This is a genomic window from Saccharothrix coeruleofusca, from assembly GCF_014648515.1.
GTDB classification, from domain to species: domain Bacteria; phylum Actinomycetota; class Actinomycetes; order Mycobacteriales; family Pseudonocardiaceae; genus Actinosynnema; species Actinosynnema coeruleofuscum.
Window position 1 is genome coordinate 761,782 of sequence record NZ_BMRG01000002.1, and the last position, 18,231, is coordinate 780,012.

At 71.9% G+C, this 18,231-nt stretch carries 22 protein-coding genes; 8 read left to right on the forward strand and 14 right to left on the reverse strand.

All coding sequences use genetic code 11. The annotated features are described in order from the left end of the window. Window positions 1-33: 33 nt before the first annotated feature. The 4 genes from IEZ00_RS08280 to IEZ00_RS08295 all read right to left on the reverse strand — a co-directional run bounded on the left by IEZ00_RS08280 (window position 34) and on the right by IEZ00_RS08295 (window position 3,213). On the reverse strand, window positions 34-264 hold the full coding sequence (locus tag IEZ00_RS08280) for a putative WhiB-interacting protein (protein ID WP_189222522.1): 231 nt from the start codon (window positions 262-264) through the stop codon (window positions 34-36). Next, complete coding sequence (locus IEZ00_RS08285; RefSeq protein ID WP_229795250.1) at window positions 261-659, reverse strand: WhiB family transcriptional regulator; 399 nt, start codon at window positions 657-659, stop codon at window positions 261-263. Before IEZ00_RS08285 ends, IEZ00_RS08280 begins: the two co-directional genes overlap by 4 nt. Window positions 660-788: 129 nt before the next feature. After that, the gene (locus IEZ00_RS08290; RefSeq protein ID WP_189222523.1) at window positions 789-1,007 is read right to left on the reverse strand and encodes a hypothetical protein; all 219 of its coding nucleotides are present in this window, start codon (window positions 1,005-1,007) and stop codon (window positions 789-791) included. A gap of 142 nt (window positions 1,008-1,149) precedes the next feature. Beyond that, window positions 1,150-3,213 (reverse strand): ATP-dependent DNA helicase UvrD2, encoded by a 2,064-nt coding sequence (locus IEZ00_RS08295; protein ID WP_373293082.1) that lies wholly within the window; start codon window positions 3,211-3,213, stop codon window positions 1,150-1,152. Between the two features lie 62 nt (window positions 3,214-3,275). Between IEZ00_RS08295 and IEZ00_RS08300 the strand changes: the two genes are divergently transcribed. After that, window positions 3,276-4,004, forward strand: a complete 729-nt coding sequence (locus tag IEZ00_RS08300; protein ID WP_189222525.1) for a DUF4191 domain-containing protein — start codon at window positions 3,276-3,278, stop codon at window positions 4,002-4,004. A gap of 9 nt (window positions 4,005-4,013) precedes the next feature. Here the strand turns inward: IEZ00_RS08300 and IEZ00_RS08305 are convergent, their stop codons facing one another. Further along, window positions 4,014-4,484, reverse strand: coding sequence for an RDD family protein (locus tag IEZ00_RS08305; protein WP_189222526.1), 471 nt, complete (start codon window positions 4,482-4,484; stop codon window positions 4,014-4,016). Window positions 4,485-4,678: 194 nt separating this feature from the next. Between IEZ00_RS08305 and glnA the strand changes: the two genes are divergently transcribed. Then, window positions 4,679-6,103 (forward strand): type I glutamate--ammonia ligase, encoded by a 1,425-nt coding sequence (gene glnA / locus IEZ00_RS08310; protein WP_189222527.1) that lies wholly within the window; start codon window positions 4,679-4,681, stop codon window positions 6,101-6,103. A 380-nt stretch (window positions 6,104-6,483) separates the two neighbouring features. Next, window positions 6,484-6,999: a hypothetical protein gene (locus tag IEZ00_RS08315; RefSeq protein ID WP_189222528.1), complete on the forward strand. Its 516-nt coding sequence runs from the start codon at window positions 6,484-6,486 to the stop codon at window positions 6,997-6,999. Between the two features lie 82 nt (window positions 7,000-7,081). Here the strand turns inward: IEZ00_RS08315 and IEZ00_RS08320 are convergent, their stop codons facing one another. Next, window positions 7,082-7,489, reverse strand: coding sequence for a RidA family protein (locus IEZ00_RS08320; RefSeq protein WP_189222529.1), 408 nt, complete (start codon window positions 7,487-7,489; stop codon window positions 7,082-7,084). A 79-nt stretch (window positions 7,490-7,568) separates the two neighbouring features. On the opposite strand from IEZ00_RS08320, the gene IEZ00_RS08325 reads away from it, so the two are divergent. Then, complete coding sequence (locus tag IEZ00_RS08325) at window positions 7,569-8,189, forward strand: TetR/AcrR family transcriptional regulator (RefSeq protein ID WP_189222530.1); 621 nt, start codon at window positions 7,569-7,571, stop codon at window positions 8,187-8,189. Between the two features lie 24 nt (window positions 8,190-8,213). Here the strand turns inward: IEZ00_RS08325 and IEZ00_RS08330 are convergent, their stop codons facing one another. Then, window positions 8,214-8,837, reverse strand: a complete 624-nt coding sequence (locus IEZ00_RS08330) for a hypothetical protein (RefSeq protein WP_189222531.1) — start codon at window positions 8,835-8,837, stop codon at window positions 8,214-8,216. A gap of 193 nt (window positions 8,838-9,030) precedes the next feature. Here IEZ00_RS08330 and IEZ00_RS08335 point away from each other — a divergent pair, with 193 nt between their 5' ends. Next, entirely contained in the window at window positions 9,031-9,246 is a 216-nt protein-coding gene (locus tag IEZ00_RS08335; protein WP_189222532.1) for a hypothetical protein, read from the forward strand. Window positions 9,247-9,279: 33 nt separating this feature from the next. Here the strand turns inward: IEZ00_RS08335 and IEZ00_RS08340 are convergent, their stop codons facing one another. The 6 genes from IEZ00_RS08340 to IEZ00_RS08365 form a co-directional block, all read right to left on the reverse strand. Then, entirely contained in the window at window positions 9,280-10,206 is a 927-nt protein-coding gene (locus IEZ00_RS08340) for an NADP-dependent oxidoreductase (protein WP_189222533.1), read from the reverse strand. Between the two features lie 11 nt (window positions 10,207-10,217). Beyond that, window positions 10,218-13,160, reverse strand: a complete 2,943-nt coding sequence (locus IEZ00_RS08345; protein WP_189222534.1) for a bifunctional [glutamine synthetase] adenylyltransferase/[glutamine synthetase]-adenylyl-L-tyrosine phosphorylase — start codon at window positions 13,158-13,160, stop codon at window positions 10,218-10,220. Window positions 13,161-13,200: 40 nt separating this feature from the next. After that, window positions 13,201-13,425 (reverse strand): hypothetical protein, encoded by a 225-nt coding sequence (locus IEZ00_RS08350; RefSeq protein ID WP_189222535.1) that lies wholly within the window; start codon window positions 13,423-13,425, stop codon window positions 13,201-13,203. After that, the gene (locus IEZ00_RS08355) at window positions 13,422-14,555 is read right to left on the reverse strand and encodes an inorganic phosphate transporter (RefSeq protein ID WP_189222536.1); all 1,134 of its coding nucleotides are present in this window, start codon (window positions 14,553-14,555) and stop codon (window positions 13,422-13,424) included. The genes IEZ00_RS08350 and IEZ00_RS08355 overlap by 4 nt, the downstream gene beginning before the upstream one ends. Window positions 14,556-14,654: 99 nt before the next feature. Further along, window positions 14,655-15,398 carry a type 1 glutamine amidotransferase gene (locus tag IEZ00_RS08360; RefSeq protein WP_189222537.1) on the reverse strand — a complete coding sequence of 248 codons (744 nt, stop codon included), beginning with the start codon at window positions 15,396-15,398 and terminating at the stop codon, window positions 14,655-14,657. A 15-nt stretch (window positions 15,399-15,413) separates the two neighbouring features. Continuing rightward, window positions 15,414-15,866, reverse strand: a complete 453-nt coding sequence (locus IEZ00_RS08365; protein WP_189222538.1) for a rhodanese-like domain-containing protein — start codon at window positions 15,864-15,866, stop codon at window positions 15,414-15,416. A gap of 79 nt (window positions 15,867-15,945) precedes the next feature. Here IEZ00_RS08365 and IEZ00_RS08370 point away from each other — a divergent pair, with 79 nt between their 5' ends. Genes IEZ00_RS08370 through IEZ00_RS08380 form a run of 3 tightly spaced genes read left to right on the forward strand, consistent with a single transcriptional unit; the run spans window position 15,946 to window position 17,256 of the window. Then, window positions 15,946-16,410, forward strand: coding sequence for an Lrp/AsnC family transcriptional regulator (locus IEZ00_RS08370; RefSeq protein WP_189222539.1), 465 nt, complete (start codon window positions 15,946-15,948; stop codon window positions 16,408-16,410). A gap of 25 nt (window positions 16,411-16,435) precedes the next feature. Next, window positions 16,436-17,053, forward strand: coding sequence for a DUF2975 domain-containing protein (locus tag IEZ00_RS08375; protein WP_189222540.1), 618 nt, complete (start codon window positions 16,436-16,438; stop codon window positions 17,051-17,053). Continuing rightward, window positions 17,050-17,256 carry a helix-turn-helix domain-containing protein gene (locus IEZ00_RS08380; protein WP_189222541.1) on the forward strand — a complete coding sequence of 69 codons (207 nt, stop codon included), beginning with the start codon at window positions 17,050-17,052 and terminating at the stop codon, window positions 17,254-17,256. The genes IEZ00_RS08375 and IEZ00_RS08380 overlap by 4 nt, the downstream gene beginning before the upstream one ends. On the opposite strand, the gene IEZ00_RS08385 is transcribed toward IEZ00_RS08380, so the two are convergent. Then, entirely contained in the window at window positions 17,237-18,088 is an 852-nt protein-coding gene (locus IEZ00_RS08385; RefSeq protein ID WP_189222542.1) for a GNAT family N-acetyltransferase, read from the reverse strand. The genes IEZ00_RS08380 and IEZ00_RS08385 overlap by 20 nt on opposite strands. Between the last annotated feature and the right edge of the window lie 143 nt (window positions 18,089-18,231).

The following is an 18,231-nucleotide window of genomic DNA, read 5'->3' on the forward strand; positions in this document are numbered from 1 at the left end:
GCATCACGGCATCACGGCATCACCGTCACGGCATCACAGCGCGCGAGCCTTCAGAGCGGCCCTGCGCTCGGCCCACCCGGCCAGTCGCCGCCACCTGCGGGCGACGACGAGCCGGTGGGCCAGCCGTTGCCGCTCGGCGGATATCTCCGCCTCGCGCATTCGGGATCTGGCCAGGTTTTCTTCGAGCAACATGGGGTTCCCCCTGGGGTTCAGGTCGGCGGTCACGACATCGGCGGTGGCGGTGGTGGAGCTGAACGTGGTCACGCGGCGGCCTCCTGGTCGGTAGCCCCCCGGACAACGGTCGCGGCGGGCGCCGCGGGAACAACGGGTGCGGCGTCCTTGCGCGGGCGCCCACGGGGACGCTTGCGCGCGATCACCGCGCCGCGCTCGAAGATCTCGCCGCCCCAGACCCCCCAGGGCTCGTGCCGGGCCAGCGCCCCGGCCAGGCACTCGGCGATCACCGGGCAGGTCGCGCAGAACTTCTTGGCCTGCTCCAGGTCGGCGGGTGCGTCGGCGAACCACAGGTCGGGGTCGTTGGTGCGGCAGGGCAGCGCCAAGCCCGCCCCCGGCGCGGTGTCGATCAGGGCGGCCACGCCCTGCCCCGCCAGGTCCGGCTCGGTGGACAGCGTTCCGGTTATGGGAACGGTCGCGGACAACATCAGGTGCACTCCTGTCACGGTCTTGCGATGGGGTTTGGTCGTGCGACAGTTGTCGGACAAAACACGAAGGCCGCGGATCCGGTTACGGGTCCGCGGCCTTCGTGAGCTGGTGGCCTGACTACAGGTGTGTCAGGTACTTCGCTCTCGCGCGGACGGCGCAACGATCTGAGTAGGGACAGCGTGCGGCTCGGTGGCCTGCACCAGGATCGGCAGAGCTCGCTCAACGCTCTTCACAGCGCGGCGATCGCGGGCAGACTTGTCCCCCGCGACGTGAACCGCGGCCGGCATGACGATGACGCCCTCGGTCAGCCGGTAACCGGGCGTCCAGAAGCACTGGAGTGCGTTCACGACCGGTCACCTCCCTCGCGCGCTCGTCCCGAGCGGTTCTTGATTCCCCAGCGGGCGCTCCGCGCCCGGCCTCAGCAGGTTATGACCCCCGCCGTACACGGTGCAACCGGTTTTTCCAAATACCTGTCGATCGGGTGAGATTTCAGCGTTTGCCCTGGACAATGGCCAGGACGTCGTCGCCGTAGCGGTCCAGCTTCGCCGCGCCGATGCCCGCGATCGCCACCAGGCCCGCGACGTCGGTCGGCCGCTGCTCGGCGATCGCCACCAGGGTCGCGTCGGTGAACACCACGTAGGCAGGCACCTTCAGCTCGCGCGCCCGGCCCGCCCGCCACGAGCGCAGCTTCTCCAGCAGCTCCTCGTCCAGGTCCGACGGGCAGCTCGCGCACCGGCCGAGCTTGACCGCCCTGGACTCCAGCAGCTGCGAGCCGCACACCCGGCACTGCGGCTTCGGCTTGCGCTGCGACGGCTCGCGCCGGACCGCCCGCGCGGCCGGGTGGTCCTCGGGGACCAGCCCGTGCAGGAACCTGCTGCGCCGCCGGTAGCGGCGCCCGCCCGCGGCCCGCGCCAGCGCCCACGACAGCCACAGGTGCTCGCGTGCGCGCGTGACGCCCACGTAGAGCAGCCTGCGCTCCTCCTCGACCGCGGCCTCGTCGCCGTCGGCGTGCTGGATCGGCACCGTGCCCTCGACCAGGCCCACCAGGAACACCGCGTCCCACTCCAGGCCCTTGGCGGCGTGCAGGGACGCCAGCGTCACGCCCTCCACCGTCGGCGGGTGCTGGGCCTCGGCCCGCATGTCCAGCTCGGCGATGAACTTGGGCAGGTCCGCGCCCTCGACCGCGGTGGTCAGCTCCTCGGCCAGCTCGACCAGGGCCAGCAGCGACTCCCACCGCTCCCGCGCCGCGCCGCCCGCGGGCGGCTCGTCGGTCAGGCCGACGCCCGCCAGCACCTCGCGCACCACCTTGGGCAGCTCGCCGGAGGGCTGGTGCGCCGCCGCGGTGCGCAGCGCGATCATCGCCTGGCGGACCTCGGCGCGCTGGAAGAACCGCTCGCCGCCGCGCACCTGGTAGGGGATGCCCAGCTCGGCCAGCGCCTGCTCGTAGACCTCGGACTGGGCGTTGACCCGGTACAGGACCGCGATCTCGCTGGCGGGCACGCCCTCGTCCAGCAGCGCCCGCGCCCGCTGCGCGATGGCCGCGGCCTCGGCGGGCTCGTCGTCGAACTCGGCGAACCGGGGCTGCGGGCCGTCCGGGCGCTGCCCGATCAGCCGCAGCCGGGAGCCCGCCGGACGGCCGCGCGCCCACTTGATGACCTCGTTGGCCAGCGCGACGACCTGCGGCGTGGAGCGGTAGTCGCGCTCCAGCCGCACCACCGTCGCCTCGGGGAAGCGGCGCGGGAAGTCCAGCAGCGGGCGCGGGGAGGCGCCCGCGAAGGAGTAGATGGTCTGGTTGGCGTCGCCGACCACGGTCAGGTCGTCGCGCGCGCCGAGCCAGGCGTCCAGCACGCGCTGCTGCAGCGGCGTGACGTCCTGGTACTCGTCGACCACGAAGCAGCGGTAGCGGTCGCGGAACTCCTCGGCGACGTCGCCGTGCTCCTCCAGCGCCGCCGCGGTGTGCAGCAGGAGGTCGTCGAAGTCCAGCAGCTGTGCGGTGTTCTTCAGCTGCTCGTAGCCCTGGTAGACCTGCACGACGCGCTCGGCGGGCGCCGGGGTGTCGCGGTGGGTCCGCGCCGCGGCGGCCGGGTAGTCCTCCGGGGTGATCAGCGACGCCTTGGCCCACTCGATCTCACCGGCCAGGTCGCGCAGCGAGTCCGACTCGGTGGACAGGCCCGCGCGGTTGGCAGCCTGGGCGATCAGCCGCAGCTTGTTGCGGTCGATCAACTGCCACTGCTCGCCGCCGACCACCCTCGGCCAGAAGTAGCGCAGCTGGCGCAGGGCGGCGGCGTGGAAGGTGCGGGCCTGCGCGCCGGACACGCCCAGCGCGCGCAGCCGGGTGCGCATCTCCCCCGCCGCCCGCGCGGTGAAGGTGACCGCCAGCACCTGGCCCGCCGCGACGTGACCGCGCTGCACCAGGTACGCGATGCGGTGGGTGATCGTGCGCGTCTTGCCCGTGCCCGCGCCCGCCAGCACGCAGACCGGACCGCGCGGCGCTTCGACCGCGGCGCGCTGTTCCGGGTCGAGTCCCTCCAGCAGCCGGTCCATGGGCAGCATCCTCGCATTCCCGCCGCCTCCTCCCGTGTTGGGGCGAGAGGGCTCGCCGTATCCTGGGCGGTATGGCTGGAAAGCAGGACAAGGCGGCCCGCAAGGAAGCGGCGAAGGCGCGGCGCGAGGCATCGCGCGCCAGGCGCGGGCAGATCCTCGAGGCGTTCAAGGTGCAGCGTCGCGAGGACAAGGCGCTGGTGCCGTGGATGCTGGCGGCGTTCCTCGGCGCGATCGCGCTGGCGTTCCTGCTGGGCCTGATCTGGGACCTGCAGTGGGTGTTCCTGCCGCTGGGCATCGCGGTGGGCGCGCTGCTCGCGGTGATCGTGTTCAGCCGCCGGGTGCAGCGCAACGTCTACGCCAAGGCCGACGGCCAGCCCGGCGCGGCGGCGTGGGCGCTGGACAACATGCGCGGCCGGTGGCGGGTCACCCAGGCGGTGGCGGGCACCACCAGCGGCGACATGGTGCACCGCGTGATCGGCAGGCCCGGTGTCGTGCTGGTCGCCGAGGGCGCTCCGCACCGGGTCAAGGGCCTGCTCGCGCAGGAGAAGAAGCGGGTCGCCAGGGTGGTCGGCGACACCCCGATCTACGACGTGGTCGTGGGCGCCGAGGAGGGCCAGGTGCCGCTGCGCAAGCTGCAGGCCCACCTCATGAAGCTGCCGCGCAACATCTCCGCCGCCCAGGTCGACACCATGGAGAACCGGCTCACCGCGCTGGCCAGCCGCGGTGCGGCGATGCCCAAGGGCCCGCTCCCGCAGGGCGCCAAGATGCGCAACGTCCAGCGCGCCATGCGCCGCCGCTGACGCGACCGGTCACATCCGCACGACCACGGTCCTGGACGCCTTGTCGTGCAGGCACCGGCCGTCGGCGTCCCACACCACGGCGGGGATGACCAGGAAGATCAGGGCGGTCCGCAGGGCCGCCCTGGGCAGGCCGACCAGCGCGACACCGTCGACGCGCGCGACGCGCAGGCGGAACAGCGCGTGGCCGGGGGTGAAGCCGAAGAAGGCGACCGCGATGGTGGTGATGGCGAACCAGGCCAGCAGGCTCCAGTTGCGCGGCAGTTCGGGGTAGGTGAACAGGCCCGCGACGCCCGCGGAGAGCAGGAAGTCGACCAGGATCGCCAGCGCGCGGCGGCCGGTGGGGGCGATGGAGCCCGGACCGGACTCGGGCAGGCCGAGCCGCTCGCCCTTCCACCGCTGCCCGGTGCCGTCACCGGAGTCGGCGCCCGGCTCCAGCGCCGCGCGAGGTCCTGAAAGCCACGAACCGGTCCACCTGCTCACCCCTCCAGAGTAAGCCGCTCTCAGCGGGTGAGGACCGGGCGGCCGGGTTGCCCGGTAGGAGCGCTCCGTTAACACTGGCGAAACACCAGGGTGATTGCCGGGCAACACCGCGGTCATACGGTCGCCGCGATGGCAGGCCGCGCCAGGCAGCGGCGCACCACCACGCCCCCACCGCAGCAGAGGAGTCGACGAGGGTGTTCAAGAATCCCGACGAGGTCCTGAAGTTCATCTCCGACGAGGGCGTGAAGTTCGTCGACGTCCGGTTCAGCGACCTGCCCGGCGTCATGCAGCACTTCACGCTGCCCGCGGCGGCCTTCGACGCCGACGCCATCACCGAGGGCCTGGCCTTCGACGGCTCGTCGGTGCGCGGCTTCCAGTCCATCCACGAGTCGGACATGCTGCTGCTGCCCGACCTCTACACCGCGCGCCTCGACCCCTTCCGGATCGAGAAGACGCTGATCGTCAACTTCTTCGTGCACGACCCCTTCACGCGCGAGGCCTACAGCCGCGACCCGCGCAACATCGCGCGCAAGGCCGAGCAGTACATCACCGAGTCCGGCATCGCCGACACCGCGTACTTCGGCGCCGAGGCGGAGTTCTACATCTTCGACTCCATCCGCTTCGACACCACCGCCAACGCCTCGTTCCACGAGATCGACTCGATCTCCGGCTGGTGGAACACCGGCCGCGAGGAAGAGGGCGGCAACCGCGGCTACAAGGTCAAGTACAAGGGCGGCTACTTCCCGGTCACGCCGACCGACCACTACGCCGACCTGCGCGACAAGATGGTGCTGAACCTGGAGAGCAACGGCTTCTCCGTGGAGCGCGCCCACCACGAGGTCGGCACCGCGGGCCAGGCGGAGATCAACTACAAGTTCAACACCCTGCTGCACGCCGCCGACGACCTGATGCTGTTCAAGTACATCATCAAGAACACCGCGTGGCAGGCGGGCAAGACCGTCACCTTCATGCCGAAGCCGCTGTTCGGCGACAACGGCTCGGGCATGCACACCCACCAGTCGCTGTGGAAGGACGGCCAGCCGCTGTTCCACGACGAGTCCGGCTACGCGGGCCTGTCCGACACCGCGCGCCACTACATCGGCGGCATCCTGCACCACGCGCCGTCGCTGCTGGCGTTCACCAACCCGACGGTGAACTCCTACCACCGCCTGGTGCCCGGCTACGAGGCCCCGGTCAGCCTGGTGTACTCGCAGCGCAACCGCTCCGCGTGCGTGCGCATCCCGATCACCGGCAACAACCCCAAGGCCAAGCGCATCGAGTTCCGCTGCCCCGACTCGTCGGGCAACCCGTACCTGGCCTTCTCCGCCATGGTGATGGCGGGCCTGGACGGCGTGAAGAACAAGATCGAGCCGCCCGCCCCGATCGACAAGGACCTCTACGAGCTGCCGCCGGAGGAGGCCCGCGACGTCAAGCAGGTCCCGGCCACGCTGGACGCGGTGCTGGACAACCTGGAGGCCGACCACGAGTTCCTGCTCGAAGGCGGCGTGTTCACCCCGGACGTGATCGACACCTGGATCTCGTTCAAGCGCGAGCAGGAGATCGACCCGCTGCGCCTGCGCCCGAACCCCTACGAGTTCGCGCTGTACTACGACGTGTGATCGGCGCACTGAGCTGAGTGTGCGGGCTGAGGGCCGGGTGACTGAACCAGTCACCCGGCCCTCAGTCGTTCCAGCGGTCACGCCGTCTTCTCCCCGAACACCTTGTCGAGCGCGGCCCAGGTACTCGGCGAGTGCTCGATGCTGACGCCTTCCTCCGTGATCAGGCCGTCTCCAGGCCGTCAGACGTGGATCAGCGTCGACCCACGACGACGCTGTGACGGGTGATCGGTGCGCCGAGCCAGGCGCGCGGGTCCGGTTGCTCCGAGAGGCCCAACACGGTGATCCGAATGCCTCTAATTTTTAGTGTTGCAGCAACCTCAGGAAAAACCGAGACGTCAGTTGGAGTGCAAGGGAAATAATTCACCAGATTCAGGAGACACGTGAACGTGTTCCGCAAGACCTTGACCGCCGCCGCGCTGACCAGCGCCGCCCTCCTGGCCGTCGCGGGTACCTCTGCGGCCTCTGCCGGCAACGCGCAGTCCGCGAACTCCGACGTCCCGTGGTGCACCGACGCGGATCTGAACGTCAGGGCTCACGACGGGCACTCGCCGAACAGCGGCAGCAAGCTGTTCATCATCGAGTTGGCCGCCAAGGAGGGCGTGAGCTGCAAGATCGGCGGCCCTCTGAGCAACGTGCGGTTCTTCGACGCCAAGGGTGAACTCGACGTCGCCCTCACCGTCGGCCGCAAGCCCGAGTACGTCGAAGTGCCGGTCAACAGCCAGCACTCGGCGGTGGTCTACGCCGCGACGCCGAGTTCCGGCCCGAGCGTGACCCCCACCGGGATTTCCTTCGACCTGCCGGGCAAGGGCCAGCTGGCGGGCAAGGTGAAGATCGCGTGGCCGTCCGACCTCAGGGGTCCCGTGACGTTCGGCCACATCTCGTACTGGGCGAGCTGACACCGCACCGAGCCGGACGTGAAGGCCGGGGGCCGGGTGACCGCTGCGGTCACCCGGCCCCCGGCCTTCGCACGTCGTCCGCTCAGTCCAGGACGGCGGTGGCCTCGATCTCGACCAGGTGCTCGGGCACGTCCAGCGCCGCGACGCCGATCAGGGTGCCCGGCGGGACCGGGGTGACGCCGAGCTTGGCGGCGGCGCGGGAGGCCCCCTCCAGGAACAGGGGCATCTTGTCGGGGGTCCAGTCGACGACGTAGACGGTCAGCTTCACCACGTTGTCGAAGGTCGCGCCGACGCCCGCCAGGGCGGTGGCGACGTTGAGGTAGCACTGCTCGACCTGGGCGGCCAGGTCGCCCTCGCCGATCGTGCGGCCCTCGGCGTCCCAGGAGACCTGACCGGCCATGAAGACCAGTTTCGACCCGGTGGCGACCGCGACCTGCCGGTAGACGTCGACCTTCGGCAGTCCTTCGGGGTTCACCAGCGTGATGGCCATGCCAACTCCTCGTAGGTTCGGTTGCCCGAACTATAGCATTGCAATGCTATGGATCAAATCACCCCGGTAGCCTGACGCCATGGGCAGGACGAAGGACCCGGCGGTGCGCACCTTGCTGATCGAGCGGGCCGCACAGATGCTGCGCACGCGCGAGCCCATCACGCTGCGCTCGCTGGTGGCGGGGACCTGCGTGTCGACGATGGCCGTCTACACCCACTTCGGCAGCATGGACGGCATGTGGAAGGCCCTGCGCCAGGAGGGCTTCACCCGCCTGGCGGTCGGGTTCGCGGCGGTGGAGACCTCCGAGGACCCGGTGCAGGACCTGGCCACCCTGGTCATCGCCTACCTGCGCAACGCGCTGGAGAACCCCGACCTGTACCGGGTCATGTTCGACGCGAACTTCGAGCTCGAAGACGCCCAGGCCGCCGACGACACGCTGGACTACCTGGTCCGGGCCGTCGTGCGGGGCCAGGAGGCGGGCCGCTTCCGCGCCGATGTGGTCGCGCGCGACCTGGCCACGCAGAGCTGGGCCATCGCCCACGGCCTGGCTTCCCTGGTCGCCACCGGTCCGCTGTCCTCGGAGGCGTTCGACCACTGCCCGGCCATGCTGATCGCGCTGCTGGTCAGCGCGGGGGACGAGCCCGACCGGTGCCGCGCCTCGGTGGACGCGGCCTGCGCCCGGTCGGCTCCGCTGGCCTAGCGGCCCCGACCCGGCGGCGAAGGGTCACTTGGGCAGCGGGATGCCCGACACGCTCACCGAGCCGCCGGTCGGCGCGAGCTGGCCGACGATGCCCGCGAAGGTCAGGGTGAGCACCCCGCTGTCCGGGCCGGGCCGCTGGTTGAGCTCCAGGTAGCCGGAGGTGCTGTTGCCCTTGGGCACCGACGCCGACCACTTGCTGGTCGACAGCGACGCGGTGTAGTCCAGCCCGGCGTCGTCGGTGGCCGAGACGGAGGCCAGCGGCATGTCCATCTTCGAGGTGCTGGCGTTTATGGCCGTCACGTGCACCCGCAGCCGCCCGCTCACGCTCTCCACCTTGGTGACCTCGACGGTGAGCAGCCCGCGCGCCTGCTTCCAGGAGCCGGTGACCACCTTCTCCGGGGCGCTGGTCGGAGCGTCGCCGTCGGTGGTGGCCCCACCGAGGGCGGCTTCCAGCCCCGCGCCGGGCAGCGCGGTGCGCTGGGTCGTCGTCGGGGCGGGCTCGTCGCGCAGCTGGATGCTGAGCGCGCCGATGCCGACGGTGCCCGCGGTGGCGGCTTGGACCACTCCGAGCAGCACCAGGACACCCAGCGCGACCAGGGCGATCTTCAACGCGGCACTGCTGTTCTTGCGATGGCTCTCGTCGTCCATGACGTCCTTCGTCCGGGCGCACGCGTGCGTGGGCACTCCCCCAGGAGTGGACACAGTTTCGACGTGAAGACCACTCTCAGTCAATGCGTCGCGTGGGAAAACACCCCCTGACCAGCAGGCGGCGGGCAGGCGAACCCGCGGCGGGCGCCGGGGCTGCGCGGCGCCCGCCGGGGCGGGCGGTTAGGGTCGCGCCGTGTCTGATGACGTCGCAACCACCGCTCAGGTGCTGTCCACCAACATCTTCGACTCCGCCGCCGAGGCCATCGAGGCGATCAGCGCCGCCGACGTGCTCGGCCTGGGCGTCAGGGTGTCCAACCGGCTCGTGCCGGACGAGGAGTCCGACGACACCTTCGTCGAGGAGTGGGTCGTCGAGATCCTCACCTCGGTGCCCGCAGTCGACGAGGAGTGAGCCCGGTGAGGGGGCGGGCCCGCGCCCGTCCCCTCACACCACCAGCACGACCTTGCCGCGCACGTGGCCGCCCTCCAGCAGCCGGTGCGCCTCGGCGGCGCGCTCCAGCGGGAACGTCCGCTGCACCTCCACCCGCAGCGCGCCCTCCTCGGCGCGGTCGGCCAGCCAGCGCAGGTCCGCCTGGACCGGTTTGGCGTAGGCGTAGGTGCCGCCCAGCTCCAGCACGTTCAGGTCCACGATGGACACCACCCTGGCCGGGTCGCTCACCAGGGTGAACGAGTCGCTCAGCGCGTGTCCGCCGACGCAGTCGAACGCCACGTCCACCACGTCGTCGCCGAGCACGTCGGCCACGTTGTCCAGCAGGGCGTCCCCGTAGGACACCGGCTCCGCGCCCAGCGAGCGCAGGAAGTCGTGGTTGCGCGGCGACGCCGTGCCGATCACCCGGCGCGCGCCCAGCAGGCGGGCCACCTGCACCGCAAGGTGCCCCACGCCGCCCGCCGCGGCGTGCACCAGGACCGTGTCGCCCTCCCCCACGCCGACCTTGCGCAGCGACTGCACCGCGGTCAGGCCGGTCAGCGCCAGGCCGCCCGCCTGCTCGAACGACAGCGCGGCGGGCTTGTGCGCCAGCCCCCGCTCGGTGGCCGCGACCAGCTCGGCGTACGTGCCGTGCTGGACGTGGTCCTTGCGCTGGTAGCCGAAGACCTCGTCACCGGGTGCGAAGCCCTCGACGGCCGGGCCGACCGCCTCCACCACGCCCGCCACGTCCCAACCGGGGACCAGCGGGAAGTGGTGCGGCATCGCGGTTCTCAAGTACCCCTTGCGCACCAGCGCGTCCACCGGGTTGACCCCGGCGGCCCGCACCCGCACCAGCACCTGGTCCGGGCCGATCGCCGGGTCGGGCAGGTCCTGGAGCTGGAGCACCTCGGGGTCGCCGAACTGGTTCTGCGCGATCGCTTTCACGGCTCCAGTGTCTAGGAGCCGTAGAAGACGCGCTCGACCACCGCCCGCGCGCGCCGCGCGGTGCGGCGGTAGTGCTCGACGAACTCGCCGGGGTCGGTGCCCGGCGGGTGGCCCATCACCGCCGCCACACCGGCCAGGTCGCGGCCCGCGGTGGGCAGCTGGTCGCCGGGCTTGCCGCGGACCAGCACCACGGCGTTGCGCGCCCTGGTGGCCAGGGTCCACGCCTCCAGCAGCTCCGCCGCGTCGGACTCGGGCAGCAGCCCGGCCTCGGCGGCGGCGCGCAGGCCGCGCACGGTGGAGGGGGTGCGCAGCGACGGCACCTCGGCGGCGTGCTGCAGCTGCAGCAGCTGCACGGTCCACTCCACGTCGGCCAGGCCGCCGCGCCCCAGCTTGGTGTGGGTGGACGGGTCCGCGCCGCGCGGCAGCCGCTCGGCCTCCACCCGCGCCTTGATCCGCCGGATCTCCCGCACCGAGGTCGCGTCCAGCCCGCACGCCGGGTACCGGATGGGGTCGACCAGCTCGATGAACCGCCGCCCGAGGTCGGCGTCGCCCGCGATGAACCGGGCCCGCAGCAGCGCCTGCGCCTCCCACAGCTCGGACCACTGGGCGTAGTAGGCCCGGTAGGAGTCCAGGGTGCGCACCAGCGGCCCTTGCCGCCCCTCGGGCCGCAGGTCGGCGTCGACCTGCAGCGCCGGGTCCTGGCTGGGCGCGCTGAGCAGCCGCCGCACCCGCTCCACCACCGAGGACGCGTAGCGGGCCGCCTCCGCGTCGCTGACCCCCGGCTCCGGCTCGCACACGAACATCACGTCCGCGTCCGACCCGTAGCCCAGTTCCCGCCCGCCGAGCCTGCCCATGCCGATCACCGCGATCCGCGCCGGGCGCGCGCCGCCCGCCCGCACCACGGCGTCCAGCGAAGCCCCCAGCACCGCCACCCAGACCTCGGACAGCGACACGCACACCGTGCGCAGCGGCACCAGCCCGAGCAGGTCCGCCGCCGCCACCCGCAGCAGCTCGTGCCTGCGCAGCGACCGGGCCGCGGTGACCGCGCGCTCGGGGTCGTTGTGCCGGGACACGGCGCTGCGCAGCGGGTTGCCGATGGTGATCGGGTCTCGCCCGGTCAGCTCCCCGGTGTCGGCCAGCAGCCGCAGCACCTCCGGCGCGCGCACCAGCAGGTCCGGCACCAGCTTCGAGGTGCCCAGCAGCGTGGCCAGGCGCTCCACCACCTCGCCCTCGTCCCGCAGCAGCCGCAGGTACCAGGGGGTTTCGGCGAGCGCTTCGGAGACCCGCCGGTAGGCCAGCAGGCCGCCGTCGGGGTCGGGGGTGGTCGCCAGCAGGTCCAGCAGCACCGGCAGCAGCGCGCCCTGGATGCGCGCCCGCCGGGACACCCCCCTGGTCAGCGCCTCGATGTGCTTGAGCGCGCCGTCCGGGGCGGCGTAGCCCAGCGCGGCCAGCCGGGCGGCGGCCTGCTTGGTGGTCAGCCGCAGCGCCTCACTGGGCACGTTGGCCACGGCCTGCAGCAGCGGCCGGTAGAACAGCTTCTCGTGCAGCCTGCGCACCTGGTTGGCGCGCCTGCGGAACTCGGCGAGCAGCACCTGCGCCTCGGACAGGCCGCCTTCGGCCTGGATGCCGGTGGCGCGGGCCAGCCAGCGCAGGCCCGCCTCGTCGTCGTCGGCGGGGAACAGGTGGGTGCGCAGCAGGCGCTGCAGCTGCAACCGGTGCTCCAGCGTGCGCAGGAACCGGTAGGCGCGGCCGAAGTCGGCGGCGTCCGAACGGCCCACGTAGCCGCCGCGCCCCAGCGCCGCGAGCGCTTGCGTGGTGGTGCTGATGCGCAGCTCCTCGTCGCCGCGCCCGTGCACCAGTTGCAGCAGCTGCACGGCGAACTCCACGTCGCGCAGGCCGCCCCGGCCCAGCTTGAGCTCCCGGTCGGTCCGGTCGGCGGGCACGTGGTCCTCGACGCGGCGGCGCATCGCCCGCACGTCGGGCACGAAGTCCTCGCGCTCGGCCGCGGTCCACACCAGCGGCCGGACCACCTCCAGGTAGCGCCGCCCCAGCTCCCGGTCGCCCGCCACCGGGCGGGCCTTGAGCAGCGCCTGGAACTCCCAGGTCCGCGCCCACCGGCGGTAGTAGGAGGCGTGCCCGTCCAGGGTGCGCACCAGCGCGCCCGCCTTGCCCTCCGGCCGCAGCGCCGCGTCCACCTCGAAGCACGCCTGGCCCGCGACCTGCATCAGCGTGCTGGCCACCCTGGTGGCCACGCCCAGGTCGCCCTCGCCGACGAACACCACGTCCACGTCGCTGACGTAGTTCAGCTCGCGCGCGCCGCACTTGCCCATCGCGATCACCGCGAGCGAGCACTCCTCCGAGCGCGGCACCCGCGCCTGGGCGACCTCCAGCGCGGCCCGCAGCGCCGCGTCGGCCAGGTCGGACAGCAGCGCCGCCACGTCGTCGTAGTGCACGTACGGCAGCTCCGGCTCGACGACGTGCGCCAGGTCCTCCGCGGCGATCCGGCACAGCAGCCCCCGGTACTCCAGCCGCAGCGACTTGACCGCGTCGTCCCCGTTCACGGCGGCGTCGACCAGCAGCGGCGCGAAGGTCGCGGGATCGACCCGGTCGGCGTCGGTCAGCGACCGCCACCGGGTGGGGTTGGTGACCAGGAAGTCCGACAGCGCGGTGGAGGAGCCGAGCACCGCGAGCAGCCTGCCGCGCAGCACCGCGTCCTCGCGCAGCGCCTCGGCCAGCTCGGACCAGTACTCACCCAGCGCCTCGCGCAGCCGGTCGACGCCGCGCAGCGCCAGGTCCGGGTCGGGGCTGCGGGACAGCGCCGCCAGGACGGGCTCGCTGCCCTCGGTGGGGCCGCGCTCGGTCCACCACCCGGCCGCGCGCAGGTGCTCCCCGCCGCGCGCCTCGGTCAGCCCGAACCGGGCGGGTGACAGGGGGATGCGCACTGGATCGGTCATCGACGAACACCGTAGTCCGCCGGGCCGGGAGGGGGACGGCTCAGCCGGCCACGATCAAGTAGATCCCGAACAACACCACGATCACGCACGCGGTCAGGCAGGCGGTGGCCGTCGCGGTGCCCGCCGTGCCGGAGCCGCCGCGCGAGCGCGCCGCCTCCCGCGCCGTCAGCGCGCGCAATCCGCCCGCGAACAGGGTCACCAGCGCCAGCACCGCCACGAGGCTCACGCCGAACACGGAGCCCAGTGCCGCCCAGTCGATCGTCACGCCGCCACCTTGTGGGTCTCGGCCTGCGCCGCGATCTCGTCCACCACGTGCTCGGGCCGCACGGGCTCGCGTCGCGACAGCAGGTAGATCAGGGTCGCGATGGCCACGCCCAGCACGGCCACCGCGATCACGCCGAGGGTGCCGGTGGAGGCCACCTTGCCCGCCATCGCGCCGACCACGCCCGCGGCGGGCAGGGTGAGCAGCCACGCCATCGCCATCCGGCCCGCCACGCTCCACCGCACGCCGCCGGGCTGCCGCCCCAGGCCGGAGCCCATGATGCCGCCGGAGGCGACGTGCGTGGTCGACAGCGCGAAGCCCAGGTGCGAGGAGGCCAGGATGACCGTGGCCGCGCTGGTCTGCGCGGCGAAGCCCTGCGGCGCCTCGATGGTGGTCAGCCCCTTGCCCAGGGTCTGGGTGATGCGCCAGCCACCCAGGTAGGTGCCCAGCGCGATGGCGATGGCCGCGCTCAGCACCACCCACAGCGGCGGGGCCGCGCCGGGCGCCAGCATCCCGGAGGTGATCAGCGTCAGCGTGATGATGCCCATGGTCTTCTGCGCGTCGTTGGTGCCGTGGGCCAGCGACATCAGCGCGGCCGAGGCGATCTGCCCGGCCTTGAAGCCCCGGTCGGACACCGACCGGCTGACCCCCTTGGTCAGCCGGTAGGTCAACCGGGTGGCCAGCAGCGCGACGATGCCCGCCACCAGCGGCGCGGCCACCGCGGGCGCGACGACCTTGTCCACCACCTTGGCGAAGTGCACCGCGTCCGTGCCGGAGGCGATCCAGGTGGCGCCGATCAGACCGCCGAACAGGGCGTGCGACGAACTGGAGGGCAGGCCCACGTACCAGGTGACCAGGTTCCACAGGATCGCCCCGACCAGGCCGCCGAACACCACCGCCGGGGTGATCAGGGCGTCGTCGACGATGCCGCCCGAGATCGTCTTGGCCACCTCGACCGACAGCACCGCGCCGACCAGGTTCAGCACCGCCGAGAACGCCACCGCGGTGCGCGGGCGCAGCGCGCCCGTCGCGATCGAGGTGGCCATCGAATTGGCCGTGTCGTGGAAGCCATTGGTGAAGTCGAACGCCAACGCCGTGACGACCACGATGATGACGAGGAGCGAGGCATCCACGCTGATTCCTCCGTCTGAAACGACACAGTCGTGGGTGAACGCTACCGGGCGTACCGGTGAACAGACGACCCGTCGGAGGTTCCGATCAGCGGACGTTCGTCACACCAGCGGCAGGCCCACGCCACGGCCAGCCGGAGCAAGCTCGCCCGCCGCCAACCGGACGAACCGCTCGGCGAAGGGTCGCCACACCTCGGCGATGTCGGCATGCCCCTGGTCCAACTGGTCGGGGTCGAGCTGACCCGGTCGCGCGCACGCGGCCGCGTCGGGTGAGTTCGCGGCCCAGCCGAGCACCATCTCCGAAGTAGTTTCGATGTGAAACTGCAATCCGTAGGCGCTCTCCCCGACCCGGAATGCCTGGTTGGCGTACTTGGGCGAGGAGGCGAGCAGCTCCGCGGCGGGCGGCAGCAAGCTGATCTCGTCCTCGTGGAACTGGAGCACGTCCGGCGTCCACGGCAGGTCGGCGAACAGCGGATCGCGACCCGCCACGTCGCGCTTGGCCACCAGCAGCACGCCCACCTCTGGGCCGTGCCTGCCACGCCGGACCTGACCACCGGTGGCCGCGGCCAGCAGTTGCGCGCCCAAGCAGATCGCCAGCAGCGGCACCTTCTTCGCCACCGCGCGGGACAGCAGCGCCCGCACGTCGGCCAGCCAGGGGTGCTCGGCGTCGTCCAGCGCGCCCATCGCCCCGCCCAGGCACACCACACCCCGGTAGCCGTCGAGGTCGGGCAGCGGGGCCTCGTAGGGCCGGACCACGTCCAGCTCCGCCCCGGCGCTGGACAGCCAGTCACCGAGGCGGGCGGGCGGGTCGTCGTCACCGGGCTGGATCACGAGCAGTCGCGTCACCCGACCGAGGGTAAATCAGCAGTGGCAAGCGATTCCGCGCGGTGCACCCGCTTCTTCCGCTTCACCCCCCACCGCGTCACCCTCCACCGGGTGACCGGCCGCCTGCCAGGCGGTGATGCCGCCCGAGAGCCGCTTGACCCGGAACCCCAGCCGGGACAGCGCGAGCGCGCCCTTGGTGGCGGCGTTGCACTGCGAGCTCTCGCAGTAGCAGACGTAGACCAGGTCGCGGTCCCAGTCGGCGGTGGCGGCCTCGTCAACCTCCCAGTGCGGCAGGTTGACCGCGCCGGGGATGCGGACGCGGGCGAACGCCTCCCGGCTGCGGGTCTCGACCAGCCGGAAACCGGCGTCGTCACCGGCGCGGAGGTCGTGCACCACGTCGTCGGGGTCGGCTTCGAAGGCCAGTTCCGCGGCGAAGAACGCGGCCGCGGCGGCGGGGTCGGCGGGCGGGAAGCGCAGTGTGTTGGTCATGGGTAGATCGTGCTGCGACAAGCCCCGCCAGCACAGTGGAAACCCCAGGCGATAGCGGCCTTCCGCTTACGATTCCACGGTGGAACTGGATGATCTGGATTGGAAGATCCTGGAACTGCTCCAGGAAGACGGTCGGATGACGTTCACCGAGCTGGCCAAGCGGGTGTCGCTGTCCGCGCCCGCCACCACCGAGCGGGTGCGACGGCTGGAGCAGGCGGGCGTGATCACCGGGTACGCCGCCGCCGTGGACCCGCAGCGGCTCGGGTTGCCGATCGAGGCGATCGTGCGGGTGCGGGTGCGCAGCCTCGACACGCCCCGGTTCCGCGAGCGCGTGGTGACCATGCCGCACGTCCGCGACGCCGACCACGTGACCGGGGACGACTGCTGGCTGCTGCGCGTGGTGTGCCGGTCGATGGCGGAGCTGGAGGTGTTCGTCGAGGAGGCCATGCGGTACGGCGACACGACCACGTCCCTGGTGTTCTCCTCGCACGCCCGCAACCGCCCGGTGACGCGCCAGGTCATCGAAGCTATCGTTCCTCGATAACATCGAAGAACGATATGGGGGCGTTGTGACCACGAAGAGCGAGCGCGATCCCTTACAACCGCTGTTCGGCACGTTGTCGCTGCTGTTCCCGCTGGCCGCCCTGGTGCTCGTCGCGGGCGCGGCGCTCGGCGTGTTCCGCTCCCTCCGCGGCTCCGTCTGCTTTCCCGCGCCGGGCTGGACCATCCCGTCCGAGGTGGAGCCCGCCTCCCCGCTCCGGCAGGGGGCGCGGGTGAGCCGACTGGACTTCGGCGTCTGCCTCGACCAGCCGACCCTCTGGGAGCGGGTGCTCGGCTGCCTGGTGGCAGCACCGGTGCTGTTGTGCACGGCGGGCGCGCTGTACCTCCTGCTGGCCCTCCTGCGCCGGGCCGCTGCCGACGGCGTCCACACCGTCGGCACGGCGGCACGAGTGCGGCGGTTCGGCCTCTACGTCCTGGTGGCGCCACCGGTCGCGAGCCTCGTCGAGGCGGCGGCGCTGCGCTCCCTGCCCCAGCACGCGGTGACCCGCGACCTGGGCGGCCCCGACCTGTTCGCGGTGTGGGACTTCCCGTGGTGGGCGCCGTTCGTGGGCTTGGGCATGATGTCCCTGGCGCGGATCATGAGCGCGAGCGCGGAGATGCGCGAAGACCTCGAAGGGACCGTGTGACCATCCGGGTGCACCTCGACCGGCTGCTCGCCGAGCGAGGCATGACGTTGACCGAGCTGTCCGAGCGCGTCGGCGTGACCGTGGTCAACCTGTCGGTCCTGAAGAACGGGCGGGCCAGGGCGATCCGGTTCAGCACGCTGACCGCGCTGTGCCAGGCACTGGACTGCCAACCGGGTGACCTGCTCAGCCACCAGCGGGACTGAAGGCGAACTCGATGGCGTCCCCCACCACGCGGAAGCCGATCCGCTGGTAGACCGAGTTCGACACCGGGTTCGCCAAGTCGGCGAACAGCACCACGTGCTCAGCACCCCGCTCCACGGCCCACGTCGAACAGGCCGCCGTGATGGCCGCGCCGTAGCCGTGCCTGCGGTGCTCGGGCGGCGTGTAGACCGGACCGATGCGCGACATCCCGGAGGCCAGCGCGCTGGCGGCGGCCCACGAGACCGGGGTGCCGTCTTCGGCTGACCAGATGAAGTAGCCGCCGCCCGAGAGCATTCCCGCGCCGACCAGCTGCCGCGCGGAGGCGTGGGTGACGTGGGTGGTCGCCTCGGCGTTGAACTCCTCGTACCAGCGGGTCAGCAGGTCGACGTCGTCCAGCGTGGCTCGGCGGGCGGTCCCCGGCACGTCCGGGGCCCGCAGTTCTTCCAGGCGGTAGAGCCGCAGCGACATGACTTCGCGCGCGCTGCGCCCGGTGCGGGCCACCCAGGCGATGACGAACGCCTCAACCGAGTCACGCGGTCCACTCGCTCCGGGCAGCTCACCATCCTGGACGAGTGCTTCGGCGACGTCGGCAGCCCACTGCGGCGGGACACCGCTCAACGTGACCGGCCACGGCGGGGTGCGCAGCGCGGCGGCGACCAAGTCCCCGTCCTCGGTGACCGTGACGCAGGTCGACGGCTCGTCCACGGGTTGAGCGTTGTTCAGCCTGCGCTTCACCGCGGCGATCGCGACTGTGTGCAAAACCGGGTCCGCCGTGAAGAAGCCCTCGGTCAGGGACCAGAAGGTGGTCAAGTCGTGCTTCGCGACGTCCGCCATCTCTGGACGGTAACGCAAAAAAGCCCTGTGGGGCACCCGGAAAAACCGGGTGCCCCACAGGGAAAAAATGTTCGGCGGCGTCCTACTCTCCCACACCCTCACGAGTGCAGTACCATCGGCGCTGGAAGGCTTAACTACCGGGT